This window comes from Mucilaginibacter sabulilitoris (assembly GCF_034262375.1).
Classification (GTDB): domain Bacteria; phylum Bacteroidota; class Bacteroidia; order Sphingobacteriales; family Sphingobacteriaceae; genus Mucilaginibacter; species Mucilaginibacter sabulilitoris.
Map to the genome: position 1 here is coordinate 5,908,748 of NZ_CP139558.1, position 12,011 is coordinate 5,920,758.

The window sequence follows — 12,011 nt, forward strand, 5'->3', positions numbered from 1 at the left end:
GTGGATAATACCGGGCAAAATAACATAACAATTAATGTAAAATCGGTACTGATTGTCTCCCTTCTCTCGTTACTTTATCTTGCATCATCCTATTTCCTTATTGGTTATAATACGTCAGAGCTTGTATTGGTACTGATATTTAATTCACTCTTTTATATTTCGCCAATTACCCGGAAGTTCATATTAGCATTCAGCATCTTCATTGTGTATTGGATCATATTTGATTATATGAAGGCTTTCCCCAATTATCATTATACCCCGGTTCACATTGCCGATCTGTATAATTTTGAGAAGCACCTTTTTGGCATTTATGATCATGGTAAATTATTAACGCCCAATGAGTATCTGCGTATCCACAGCACAACATTCGTTGATGTGGTAACCGGGCTATTTTACCTTTGTTGGATACCTGTACCTTTAGGTTTTGCCACCTTTTTGTTTTTCAAAAACAAACGGCAGTTCCTATACTTTTCGCTCACCTTTGTATTGGTAAATGTGCTTGGATTTGTGGTTTATTATACCTTTCCGGCTGCGCCGCCATGGTATATTCAATATTATGGTTTCCACTTTACGCCATTAACTATGGGCAATACAGCTGGCTTAGCCCGGTTCGACGCCTACTTTCATGCAGGTATTTTTAAATCGATCTATACTAAAGGTTCCAATGTATTCGCGGCCATGCCATCGTTACATTCCTCCTACCCTGTTATTGTACTGTATTATGGCCTCAAAAATCGTTATAAGGTAGCGAGTATCTTTTTTGCTATCGTAATGGTTGGAATATGGTTTACGGCCGTTTACGCAAGCCACCACTATGTACTTGATGTTATTGCCGGCATCATCACAGCCATTATTGGTATATCATTATTTAATTTGTTGATAAACCGTGTAAAATGGCTGCAAGTGTCCATAAATAAGTACGAACAAGTTATCTTATAAACTATTGTACTATTTACTATACCAAAGTAGCATCATGGAAACAATAACATGGTGTTAATTACCATTTAGGCTTCGATTGCCTGCATAAAGTGCTGTTAACGCAATAAGCTTTGGCTATTAGCAACCCTTCCGCCCTATTAATTCATAAACAGGCACGTTATTTGACAGTGTAAATCCAATAATTAGCCGAACATTGATTACCTGTACATGAAGAAACTTATTACCTGCCTGTTTGTTTTCTTAGCCGGACTGCAGCTGTCAGCCCGCGCGGGTGATCTTGACAGCCTTAAACAAAAATTACAGATCACGCAAGATTCTCTTAAGGGTCCTATATATATTGAAATTGCCAACGGATATTTACAAAAAAACGATACTATAAGCAGCAGGCGATGGAAGTACCTTAACCAGCTCGACGCTTTAAATTATACCATGCTGGCCCTGCACGTTTATTCAAACTATGAAGATACTCTCGGCTTACGCACCTGTTATGATAACCTTTCAAAAATCTACCGTTTGCAACGCAGGTATGTTCAGGCTAAATGGTTCATATTACAATCTAACTCCATATCCCGCCAAAAGAAAGATGTGCCCAATATCATAACTTCTTTAATTGAGCTATCTGCAATAAAAGGTGATATGGAAGATTATAAGCTGGGCATGCGTGATTTGAATGAAGCGTTAACTTTATCTATAAAAAGCAAGGACCCCAAAAATGAATCTGCTGTACAGGTAGGATATGCGGGTTTATACCGGCAGATGAAAGAGTTTACCAAAGCTTCACAAGCCATAAAGCGGCATGAGGAAATTGATGATAGTATACATAAAGCAGAATTAGATCGCTTAGCCGGAATAAACGCGCAGGATTCTGTGAGAATAAAACGTGACTCCATTAAGATAAAAAAGAAAGATTCGGCTATCGCCAAAAAAAAAGTATATACCTCACGCAGCAAAAAATCCTCCAAACCAGGCTCAACCAAACGCATAGCTTCATTATAATACTCATTATCTGCCTCGCAGTAATGGCCATGTCGGTAATAATTTACTACCGGCGACGCATACGCAGCAGATGGCGCTTAAGAATAAGAAAACCCCGACATTAACGTTGATAATATCGCGGGCAGTAGTTTGACTAAACCAATAGCCGGTAAAACTGTCTAAAAAGGGATATGAGGAAGTTGATGATTAATGCCATTTTTACGCTTACAATTCTAATTACTTTCAATACGATTTATGGCCAAAGCAATCGTCAATTCCGGAATGAGTTTTTATACCGTATCAATTTAACCCGGCAAAAGGGCTGCAACTGTGGCATTAGATATTATCCTCCCGCCCCGCCATTAACCTGGAACAATACGCTGGAAGATGCCGCCGATGGGCACGCCAAAGATATGGTCAGGAAAAACTATTTTGACCATACCAGCAAAAATGGGCGTAGTATGGGCGACCGTATCATAGCCGCGGGTTATAATTATAAAGGATTTAAGAGTTTTGCCGTAGGCGAAAACATTGCCGCCGGGCAAGAAAGTATAGCCGAGGTAATGGACGGTTGGTTTAAAAGCGAGGGCCACTGCAAAAACCTGATGAACCCCGCTTTTAAAGAAGTTGGCGTTGCCATGCATAAAAACTACTGGGTACAGGATTTTGGCGGTCGTGAATCATTTTCTCCTGAGCAGCAAAAACTAATCAAATCTGGCAGGTATAAATTGGTCCAAAAACCAGTTTCAAGTCAGGATTGATAATTAAACAGTTACTATTATTCTGAATTGCCGGCCTTAATCCTTCGCTGCATAACCTCGCGCCATGTAGTTAAAATAAATCCTTGCTGTTTCAAAAAAGCTTTAAGCCGAGGATCGATCATGGCCAGCAGATCGCCTTTGCGTTTTTGGCCGGTATCTGTAATATACTTAAATGCGGATGATGGCTGTGTACAGTGCATAATAACCATAGTTAACCCGGGCGATAGGCGACCCATACTTTCAATGTAGTGATCGGTGTACCATTGCTGTATTTCTTTATCCGTCTTTTTATCAATATCGGGCATTTGCCAGTCGTAGCTGGAGTTGTGCAGATCGTCCAGAACGGGTAGCCCACCTTTCCATATCATGGCACCAATTTCCTTTACCTTGCTTAAAACGGCAGGCTCAGGTATTTCCATCCCTTCAGTATATTTACCCTGCTTTTTTAAATCGGCAATAGTTGCCGCTTTAGCTTCGGCACGATAGAAAAGATCGTTTCCCCCCGGAAACATGATCGGGATCTGTTTCTCAATACCTACTTTAATGTAACGTTCCATAAAAGCATCTTTAGCAAACAGGGTTCCCATATGCGAGTCCATATGTGTGGGTGTAAATCCCATGCTTAACGCGCGGTCAAGCTGGGCCCTTATCTCCTTTTCTACCTCATCGCCGGTGGCCCGGAAATATACTGCCTCTACCGATGCCCAAAGACAGCCTTGCTTATCTGTTAACCCTGGAACAACAGTTTTACCCGCCAACGGCCCCCAACGGTAACTATTCCATTCTGATGTTAAGGTTAAATGTAAACCGGCATCGGTATCCGGGTGTTTATCCAAAAAGTGCTTAAATTCGGGCACCCACGGACAAGGCATCATTACACTGGTTGATGTAGCTACGCCTTCGGTTATCGCTTTCTCCACTCCTTCATTTGAATCATGCGACATCCCTGCATCATCAACATGCAAAATAATTACACGGGCACCTTTGGGCCAGCCGAGTCGTTCGGCATAAGTTTTGGTTTGCTGTGCAAAAGCAGAAAAGCTTATAAATGTTGTTAGGCTTATTAGTAATAGCTTTCTCATTTAGTGATATTTAGGATAAAAGGTTAAATAAATATAGGTATATAACCATTATAAATTCAAGTTTTCCTAATGTCAAGCTTTCAAAATTCCGGAAATACAAAGCACAATTACACTTACTTTTGTTAATTTTGGGATTAATGCTGTCCGCTACCAATCATACGCTCGAAAAACTGGAACTGCTGCTTAAATCAGCCGGATACAGGGTACGATATGAAAAAGGCAATTTTAAAACAGGCTCTTGCTTATTACTTAACAGCCGCATGGTTATCGTGAACCGCTTCTCAAACCTGGAAAGCAAAATACTGGCTATTGTTGAACTTTTACGTGAACTTGAGGTAGATTATAAATTGCTCGATGAAAAGCAGGTTGCGTTTTTGCAGGAAATTAAACAAACTAAACTGCAGCTGTGACAGTAACATTTTTAGGAACCGGAACCTCGCAGGGAGTCCCTGTTATTGCATGCGGCTGCGAAATATGTACTTCGACCGATACATACGATAAGCGGTTACGCACTTCCATTTTAATTGAAGCCGAAGATAAAACAATAGTTATAGACTCAGGCCCCGATTTCAGGTACCAGATGATAAGGGCGGGGGTAAAACGCCTTGACGCTATTGTTTTTACACATGAGCACAAAGATCATATTGCCGGTATGGATGACATCCGCGCTTTTAATTACTGGCAAAAGGGACCGATTGACATTTATGCCGATGCAAGAGTACAAAAAGCGCTTGTACGCGAATTTCCGTATGTTTTTGATGGCACAGGCTACCCTGGTATCCCACAGGTTATAGTGCACCCTATTGACCATCGGCACAAATTTGCCGTCGGAAGCGTAAAGTTTATACCCATTGAGGTGTTACACTATAAATTACCTGTACTGGGCTTTAGAATAAATGACTTCACTTATATTACCGACGCCAAAACAGTATCTGAAATTGAAAAGCAAAAAATAAAAGGAACAAAAACACTGGTGATCAACGCACTGCAAAAACAAACGCATATTTCGCACTTTACACTTGACGAAGCCATAGCCTTTGCCAACGATGTCGGCGCCGAAAACACTTACCTCACGCACATTAGTCATCGCTTGGGTAGGCATTCAGATATATCAAAAGAATTACCTGATAATATTAAACTGGCTTATGATGGATTAAAGCTTAATATTTAATATTTTACAGTAAACAACCCTGATGTTTAACAATTTATAATAAAAAGACACCATTAAAAACAATTTTGGCACAAAAAAAAACAATATTTGTAGGCGTTCGTTGTGGGGTATAATGCGTACTTTGTAAGGATAGCCCCCCTGTTAAATGGAATATATTGTTTATGTAAGCACAGCCAAAAGGCTATTGAGCGAAAAGGAACTTATAGATTTACTCAAAGTTTCCCGCGCCAGGAATAAGAAGTACAATGTTACAGGCATGTTATTATATTGCCAGGGTACATTTATGCAAGTTCTTGAAGGTGACAAAAACAGCTTAGAGCTGATTTATAAAACCATTGAGCTTGACCAAAGACACAAGAACATTATTAAACTGGCAGAAGGCATTCTGAAAAAAAGAAATTTTCCAGAATGGTCTATGGCTTTCGCATCTGTTAACTCAGAAACCCTGCAAGAAATTGAAGGTTTTTTGAGTTCATCAATAAACCATACCACTGATAGTGCCGACCATATTACCGTTACAATGCTCAAAACATTTGCTGATAGTAACAGACTTTATATTTCATTTTAATACTTGCTAAGTTATTATCTTATATAAATCGGCGCTATACTACAATTCTTTAACCTTTTGTTTACCTTCATTATCTGTGCTCCAAAATCACAATCCAATATACAGATCAGTTAGAGCTATAAACACATTTTTAATTTATAACAACAATTGTTAGTATCTGTTTTATGCAAAGGTAATATTTTTTAATCATAGATTAATAAAAATATCTTTCTGGTTGATTATTAGCTATTTGTTTTATCAGTGATTAATTTTTTAACTTAAATTTAATTACAGTTTAATAAAACTCACTCTATCTATCGATCCTCTATACCGCTTTAAATATCCGGTATTATGGGTATTAATTTTACCTTTAACCGTAATGTATCTTTTATTAATTTGGGTAAATGTGCCATTATTATACTCAAATAAACCTGTACGGGTACCTGTTAAATACAATGGGCATTCCTGACTAAAATCAACCCATAAAGCTTTTTTCAACGAATGATCCGCGAAAAGGCTGTCATTAAACAAGGCCGATTGCTCAAAGCCTTCCACATATTTTCCAGTAACTTCTACGTATTGTTTATCGTACTTATCAAGGTGGTTTACCAGTTCGGTAAATCCAACTTTTTTAAAAGTTATACCATTGTTACAATTGCTCTCAAAAACTTTGTTCTGTTTACCGCACGACCATAAAAATACCAGCAGAATAGTGATCAAAAATACCTTGTTTAATTTATCCGGTACCATACTAAAAAATTGAGTGTGTTGAATATAACGAAAACATTTTTAGTAAAACATGTATGGATTTATTTATATCCGGATTATTACACCGCAATATTTCTATACCTTCTTGAAGCAACGGTTGCTAAATGCTTTTATTTTATTATAATTATGCCTTACATTTATCCATCAATTACCGATTATATGAAACTGAAGCTAACACTCGCATTGCTGCTAATTTGTACAATGAGCGCTAAAGCGCAAACTGCAACACCTGCTGATAAAGATCAACAGGCCGAGGAGAGGCATAAAAAAGCCGATGAGGCATTGCATAAAGACTGGGCCAATATTAAACGTTACGAAGCTGATAATGCTAAAGTGATTACGGAAACCAATAACGGCAAAGGTGTAGTTTACATGGGCGATTCCATTACAGATGCCTGGATAAATAACGACCCTTCCTTTTTTGATGGTAAATTTTATTATGACAGAGGCATCAGCGGGCAAACCACAACCCAAATGCTGGTGCGTTTTCGTGACGATGTTATTAACCTGAAACCTGCTGTTGTGGTGATACTGGCCGGTATAAACGACATTGCCGAAAATAATGGACCGATAAAGCTGGAAGCCGTTTTTGGCAATATCAAGTCAATGACCATATTGGCCAGGGAGGCTGGCATTAAAGTGGTGTTGGCATCAGTACTGCCCGCATTTGATTTTCCATGGCGGCCAGGTATGGAACCGGCTCAAAAAGTGGTGAGTTTAAATGCCATGATAAAGGATTATGCGGACAAAAACCACATAGTTTATCTTGACTATTTTTCGGCCATGGCTGATGAAAGGCAGGGCCTTCCAAAATCATTATCAAACGATGGTGTGCACCCCACTCTGGCCGGTTATAAAATAATGGAACCGCTTGCAGAGAAAGCTATTGCAGAGGCATTGAAAAGAAAATAAAACCTCAAGTCCTGAAAGCGCCATTTAGCAATGGCGCTTTTTTTATGTTTATTAACCCAGCCTTATTATAAACATAATGCCATTTAAATAAATTTGGGCATAATTGTTTTTTATGAAAAAACACATCGCGTTTTGGGCTTGCCTGTTATATGCAGCCTCTACTTTTGGACAAGCAGACACCGCTCAAAAAATCGTAACTGGTCGTAAAAACAGCATTGAACAGCAAAAAAAATCTTATGTGATCCTCATATCGGCAGACGGTTTCCGGTATGATTATGCACAAAAATATCAGGCCTCACATTTACTCGAGTTAAGCAGTGCGGGTGTAAAGGCAACATCCATGATCCCATCTTACCCTTCTGTTACTTTTCCAAATCATTATGCTTTAGTTAGTGGTTTATTCCCCTCACATTCTGGCCTTGTGAACAATGGCTTTTATGACCGGGATCGACGCGACTCTTATTTTATGGGCGACAAAAATAAGGTGGCCGACGGCTCATGGTATTTTGGTTCGCCCTTATGGGTACTTGCAGAGCAGCAGCATCTGCTTTCGGCCAGTTTTTATTGGGTTGCTTCAGAGGCCGCCATTCAGGGTATCAATCCTACCTATTATTATAGCTATAACGAAAAAATAGCTATTCATAATCGTATCAATGCCGTAGTAAACTGGCTAAATCTCCCTGCCGAAGAACGCCCGCATTTTATTACTTTTTACTTCCCGCAGGTTGACCACGCCGGGCATGTTTATGGCCCGGATGCACCCGAAACGGCCCGCGAGGTACACTTTGTTGATTCGGCAGTAAATGAACTAACTAAAGCTGTGAAAACCACCGGCCTTGATGTAAATTTTATTTTTGTAGCTGATCATGGCATGACCAATGTTGATAAAGACCATCCCATCGGCATTCCTGCAGCCATTGATACTTCAAAATTTATTATTTCAGGTGATGGTACATTGGTTGAACTATATGCTAAAAATGGAGCAGATATACAAGCCACTTATAGTAACCTGAAACAGAGGGCTAAAGACTATGATGTATACCTTAAAACCAATATGCCTGCCAAACTTCACTATGGGCAAACCGACGACTGGCATAACCGCATAGGTGATATTTTGTTAATACCCCGCCATCCTAAACTGTTTAACTTATGGAACAAAAAGATAAACCCTGGCTGGCATGGGTATGACCCCAGTCTGGTTAAAGATATGCATGCCACGTTCTTGGCATGGGGCCCGGTATTTAAACCTCATACAGTTATACAGCCATTTGAAAATGTGGATGTTTTTAACCTTGTAAAAAGTATATTAGGCCTTAGTTATACCGGTAAAATTGACGGCACTGATAAACTGGCACATGCTATACTGGTTAACTATCAAAATAAATAACGAGAGAAAGTACATCCCGGATTACTATTAATTTTTCTTTAACTTATAACGTCGGTATTGGTAGAATTACTTTTATAGTAGCCAAATATTTTGTTACTTGTAATACCTTTAAACTCACGGTATATGCACAGAAGAAATTTCCTAAAAACGGGTTCATTAGCGGGATTAAGCCTATCTACCCTTGTAGCAGCATCATGCAGTGAGCCGTCCGCAGAAAAAAAGACAGATACTGCAACCAACGACAAAAGCGACCTCTTTGAACTTTCTGAAGCAACTATTACCGATCTGCAGCAAAAAATGCAGCGTAAACAATATACCTCACGTTCAATTACCGAGTTATACCTGAACCGCATTGAAGAGATTGATAAGGGCGGTCCTAAACTAAACTCCATTATAGAGTTAAATAAAGATGCCCTGAACATGGCCGACGCCATGGACCAGGAACGCTCAAAAGGCAAAGTGCGCGGACCACTGCATGGCATACCCGTTCTTATAAAAGATAATATCAACACGGGCGACAATATGCACACCACTGCCGGCTCACTGGCACTGGCTGATAATTTCGCCAAACAAGATGCCTTTATTGTACACAAACTGCGCGAAGCTGGGGCTGTATTGCTGGGCAAAACCAATTTGAGCGAGTGGGCTAACTTTCGCTCTACACACTCTACCAGTGGATGGAGCAGTCGCGGCGGTCAAACCAAATGTCCTTATATACTTGACCGCAACCCAAGTGGATCAAGCGCTGGTTCAGGTTCGGCGGTAGCGGCTAATTTATGTACGGTTGCTATTGGTACCGAAACAAATGGTTCCATAGTATCGCCGGCATCAGTAAACGGTCTGGTAGGTATTAAACCCACTGTTGGGCTTTGGAGCCGTACAGGCATTATCCCCATATCAAAAACGCAGGATACCGCAGGGCCAATGACACGCACGGTTAAAGACGCAGCTATATTTTTGGGCGCCCTCACAGGTATTGATGCACAGGATACTTACACCATAAACAGCAAAGGGAAAGCAGAGACGGACTATACCAAATTTCTGGATGCTAACGGACTGCAAGGTAAGCGGCTGGGTATAGAGAAATCGGCCCTTGACGATAATTCCGCAGTAGTAGTTTTGTTGCAGGACGCCATAAAGGTTTTGAAAAGCAAAGGCGCCACGGTAGTTGAAATTGAATTGAATAAAGAGTTAAAAGAAATAGGTAAAAGTGAATTTACCGTTTTGCTTTATGAATTTAAGGACGGACTTAATGCCTACTTAAGCAGCGCCAACAGTAAAATTAAAACCCTGGCCGACGTAATTGCTTTCAACAAGCAAAACGAGGCTAAAGCCATGCCCTTTTTTAAACAGGAAACACTGGAACTGGCCCAAAGCAAAGGCGACTTAAACAGTAAAGAATACCTCGATGCTTTAAAAGGCACCAGCACAGGAACTCAGAAAGCCATCGACAAAATACTAACGGACAATAAACTGGATGCCATTATTGGTACGACCAACGGCCCTGCCGTTTGTATCGACCTGGTGAACGGTGATTATGACAATGGGTTTTCGTTCTCGGGCCCGGCGGCTATGGCGGGGTACCCGCATATTACCGTTCCAATGGGTAAGGTACATGAATTGCCTGTTGGTTTGTCATTTTTTAGTACAGCTTACAAAGAAGGTGATATTATTAAACTGGCTTATGCGTATGAGCAGGCATCAAAAAAAAGGATTGCGCCGGTTTTTAAGCCTGATCTGTTTGCTTAAATTTGCACATCATGTCAGCAACATCTGTTCCTAAAAAAATACTCGCCCGGCAGCATGAGATAACTACCAATTTTTTAAAGGCCATTGACCAGCACCTTGATGAACTGATGCAGCATAAGGTAATGGACATGATGGAAATACGCGATTTTGCTGAACAAATGCACATACACCCCACCCATTTAAGTAATACCATTAAGCTAACCACCGGCAAGGCCCCATGTGATTTTTTTGAAGAAAAGATAATGAGAATAGCGAAAGATATGCTGCAAAACAGCAATGTAGCAATTGCTGAAATTGCCACTCAGCTAACTTTTGATCCATCAAACTTTACTAAGTTTTTTAAGCGCTTTGAGGGTACAACACCTAAACAGTACAGGGAAAGTGTACAATTATATAACATACAAACTGAGCTTATCAAGCATATATAAATGGACCAACGTATAAGAATAAAGCTTCTTGACCTTGACAAAGATGATATCTCTCAATTTCAAATTACGTTATCTGATAATACAACACTCACCAACTTTCACTTTTATGAGTATGCTGACGGCTTTAAAGAATTTGCTAATGGGTTAATATCATTTCCCAAAAACATAAATGACCTTGTAATATATGAGGTTGGTAAAAACGCTAAAGGTTGGGCATACCATATGTTCCTAAAAGTATATTGCTACAGTCCAAACGGGTACTCCGCAATACATGTTAAAATTGATAATCACAAAGAATTACCCTATTCAAATAAAGTGGAGTTTGCTATTACTGCCGTTCCTGCGTCAATTAACAAATTAGGAAATTTACTTAGAGATTGGAATCCCGAAGTAGAGAATGAACTTATATGGATAGCCGAATAAAAAACTGAAGTAGTCACCATTTTATCTGAAGCAGTCACCATAAATAACACACCAATTAGCTGCAATTTTGTATTAACATTAAGCAAAGAAAAATAATGGAAACAAAAAACAAAATAGCACTCGTTACCGGCGGCAGCCGTGGTTTGGGTAAAAACTCAGCCTTGCATTTAGCAAAAAAAAGAATTGATGTAATACTCACCTACCGCAGTAAAAAAGAAGAAGCGGAAGCCGTAGTTGCTGAAATTGAAAAAACCGGTCAAAAGGCGGCAGCTTTGCAACTGGATACCGGTATAGTAAAATCGTTTGATGCATTCATCGCTCAACTGCAAACCGTGTTAAAAGAAAAATTCGGACGCGATACTTTCGATTTCCTGATCAATAACGCAGGTATCGATGCGGCTTCGAAATTCGGCGAAACTACGGAGGAAGATTTTGATAACCTTTTTAATATACACCTCAAAGGGGTTTATTTTTTAACTCAAAAGAGCTTACCGGTTATTGCCGATGGTGGGCGCATCATTAATTTTTCGAGTGGCTTAGCACGCTTTGCAACACCTGGCTATGCAGCTTATGGCTCCATGAAAGGAGCTATTGAGGTATTCACCAGGTACCTGGCAAAAGAGCTTGGTCACCGTGGTATTGCAGCCAATGTAGTTGCGCCCGGCATTATTGAAACCGATTTTACCAAAGAAGCTTTTGCACACGAAGGAATGCACGATCGGATATCGGGCATAACAGCGCTTGGTCGCCCGGGTATGCCCGACGATATTGGCGGGATAGTGGCATTTTTATGCACTGAAGAAGCCCGCTGGATAAATGCCCAGCGCATTGAGGCATCTGGCGGTATGTTTTTATAATTGATATCAGAT

14 protein-coding genes are annotated in these 12,011 nt (G+C 40.0%); 12 read left to right on the forward strand and 2 right to left on the reverse strand.

The features are described from left to right. From SNE25_RS25170 to SNE25_RS25180, 3 genes are all read left to right on the forward strand, one after another. Positions 1–939, forward strand: a complete 939-nt coding sequence (locus SNE25_RS25170) for a phosphatase PAP2 family protein (protein ID WP_321561780.1) — start codon at positions 1–3, stop codon at positions 937–939. 207 nt (positions 940–1,146) lie between these two features. After that, positions 1,147–1,935 (forward strand): hypothetical protein, encoded by a 789-nt coding sequence (locus SNE25_RS25175; RefSeq protein WP_321561781.1) that lies wholly within the window; start codon positions 1,147–1,149, stop codon positions 1,933–1,935. A 170-nt stretch (positions 1,936–2,105) separates the two neighbouring features. Continuing rightward, positions 2,106–2,675 (forward strand): CAP domain-containing protein, encoded by a 570-nt coding sequence (locus tag SNE25_RS25180; protein ID WP_321561782.1) that lies wholly within the window; start codon positions 2,106–2,108, stop codon positions 2,673–2,675. A 17-nt stretch (positions 2,676–2,692) separates the two neighbouring features. Here SNE25_RS25180 and SNE25_RS25185 read toward each other — a convergent pair whose 3' ends face one another. Further along, positions 2,693–3,757 carry a polysaccharide deacetylase family protein gene (locus tag SNE25_RS25185; protein WP_321561783.1) on the reverse strand — a complete coding sequence of 355 codons (1,065 nt, stop codon included), beginning with the start codon at positions 3,755–3,757 and terminating at the stop codon, positions 2,693–2,695. A gap of 137 nt (positions 3,758–3,894) precedes the next feature. Between SNE25_RS25185 and SNE25_RS25190 the strand changes: the two genes are divergently transcribed. The 3 genes from SNE25_RS25190 to SNE25_RS25200 all read left to right on the forward strand — a co-directional run bounded on the left by SNE25_RS25190 (position 3,895) and on the right by SNE25_RS25200 (position 5,496). Continuing rightward, complete coding sequence (locus SNE25_RS25190) at positions 3,895–4,167, forward strand: hypothetical protein (protein ID WP_321566248.1); 273 nt, start codon at positions 3,895–3,897, stop codon at positions 4,165–4,167. After that, complete coding sequence (locus SNE25_RS25195) at positions 4,164–4,928, forward strand: MBL fold metallo-hydrolase (protein ID WP_321561784.1); 765 nt, start codon at positions 4,164–4,166, stop codon at positions 4,926–4,928. Before SNE25_RS25190 ends, SNE25_RS25195 begins: the two co-directional genes overlap by 4 nt. A gap of 145 nt (positions 4,929–5,073) precedes the next feature. Continuing rightward, positions 5,074–5,496, forward strand: coding sequence for a BLUF domain-containing protein (locus SNE25_RS25200; RefSeq protein WP_321561785.1), 423 nt, complete (start codon positions 5,074–5,076; stop codon positions 5,494–5,496). A 267-nt stretch (positions 5,497–5,763) separates the two neighbouring features. Here the strand turns inward: SNE25_RS25200 and SNE25_RS25205 are convergent, their stop codons facing one another. After that, a complete protein-coding gene (locus tag SNE25_RS25205; protein WP_321561786.1) occupies positions 5,764–6,225 on the reverse strand; it encodes a hypothetical protein in 462 nt (153 codons plus the stop codon). A gap of 144 nt (positions 6,226–6,369) precedes the next feature. On the opposite strand from SNE25_RS25205, the gene SNE25_RS25210 reads away from it, so the two are divergent. The 6 genes from SNE25_RS25210 to SNE25_RS25235 all read left to right on the forward strand — a co-directional run bounded on the left by SNE25_RS25210 (position 6,370) and on the right by SNE25_RS25235 (position 11,999). Continuing rightward, the gene (locus tag SNE25_RS25210; RefSeq protein ID WP_321561787.1) at positions 6,370–7,155 is read left to right on the forward strand and encodes an SGNH/GDSL hydrolase family protein; all 786 of its coding nucleotides are present in this window, start codon (positions 6,370–6,372) and stop codon (positions 7,153–7,155) included. Positions 7,156–7,267: 112 nt separating this feature from the next. Then, positions 7,268–8,542: an alkaline phosphatase family protein gene (locus SNE25_RS25215; protein WP_321561788.1), complete on the forward strand. Its 1,275-nt coding sequence runs from the start codon at positions 7,268–7,270 to the stop codon at positions 8,540–8,542. Positions 8,543–8,665: 123 nt separating this feature from the next. Beyond that, positions 8,666–10,291, forward strand: coding sequence for an amidase (locus tag SNE25_RS25220; RefSeq protein WP_321561789.1), 1,626 nt, complete (start codon positions 8,666–8,668; stop codon positions 10,289–10,291). A gap of 11 nt (positions 10,292–10,302) precedes the next feature. Beyond that, the gene (locus tag SNE25_RS25225; protein ID WP_321561790.1) at positions 10,303–10,719 is read left to right on the forward strand and encodes a helix-turn-helix domain-containing protein; all 417 of its coding nucleotides are present in this window, start codon (positions 10,303–10,305) and stop codon (positions 10,717–10,719) included. Further along, the gene (locus SNE25_RS25230) at positions 10,720–11,142 is read left to right on the forward strand and encodes a hypothetical protein (protein WP_321561791.1); all 423 of its coding nucleotides are present in this window, start codon (positions 10,720–10,722) and stop codon (positions 11,140–11,142) included. Positions 11,143–11,237: 95 nt separating this feature from the next. Further along, positions 11,238–11,999, forward strand: a complete 762-nt coding sequence (locus SNE25_RS25235; RefSeq protein WP_321561792.1) for an SDR family NAD(P)-dependent oxidoreductase — start codon at positions 11,238–11,240, stop codon at positions 11,997–11,999. Positions 12,000–12,011 lie beyond the last annotated feature (12 nt).

Excerpts from the sequence above, each read along its gene's own strand:
- SNE25_RS25175 (WP_321561781.1), top strand. The coding sequence starts at position 1,147 with ATGAAGAAACTTATTACCTGCCTGTTTGTTTTCTTAGCCGGACTGCAG.
- SNE25_RS25180 (WP_321561782.1), top strand. The coding sequence starts at position 2,106 with ATGAGGAAGTTGATGATTAATGCCATTTTTACGCTTACAATTCTAATT.
- SNE25_RS25185 (WP_321561783.1), bottom strand. The coding sequence starts at position 3,757 with ATGAGAAAGCTATTACTAATAAGCCTAACAACATTTATAAGCTTTTCT.
- SNE25_RS25190 (WP_321566248.1), top strand. The coding sequence starts at position 3,895 with ATGCTGTCCGCTACCAATCATACGCTCGAAAAACTGGAACTGCTGCTT.
- SNE25_RS25200 (WP_321561785.1), top strand. The coding sequence starts at position 5,074 with ATGGAATATATTGTTTATGTAAGCACAGCCAAAAGGCTATTGAGCGAA.
- SNE25_RS25205 (WP_321561786.1), bottom strand. The coding sequence starts at position 6,225 with ATGGTACCGGATAAATTAAACAAGGTATTTTTGATCACTATTCTGCTG.
- SNE25_RS25210 (WP_321561787.1), top strand. The coding sequence starts at position 6,370 with ATGCCTTACATTTATCCATCAATTACCGATTATATGAAACTGAAGCTA.
- SNE25_RS25215 (WP_321561788.1), top strand. The coding sequence starts at position 7,268 with ATGAAAAAACACATCGCGTTTTGGGCTTGCCTGTTATATGCAGCCTCT.
- SNE25_RS25220 (WP_321561789.1), top strand. The coding sequence starts at position 8,666 with ATGCACAGAAGAAATTTCCTAAAAACGGGTTCATTAGCGGGATTAAGC.
- SNE25_RS25225 (WP_321561790.1), top strand. The coding sequence starts at position 10,303 with ATGTCAGCAACATCTGTTCCTAAAAAAATACTCGCCCGGCAGCATGAG.
- SNE25_RS25230 (WP_321561791.1), top strand. The coding sequence starts at position 10,720 with ATGGACCAACGTATAAGAATAAAGCTTCTTGACCTTGACAAAGATGAT.
- SNE25_RS25235 (WP_321561792.1), top strand. The coding sequence starts at position 11,238 with ATGGAAACAAAAAACAAAATAGCACTCGTTACCGGCGGCAGCCGTGGT.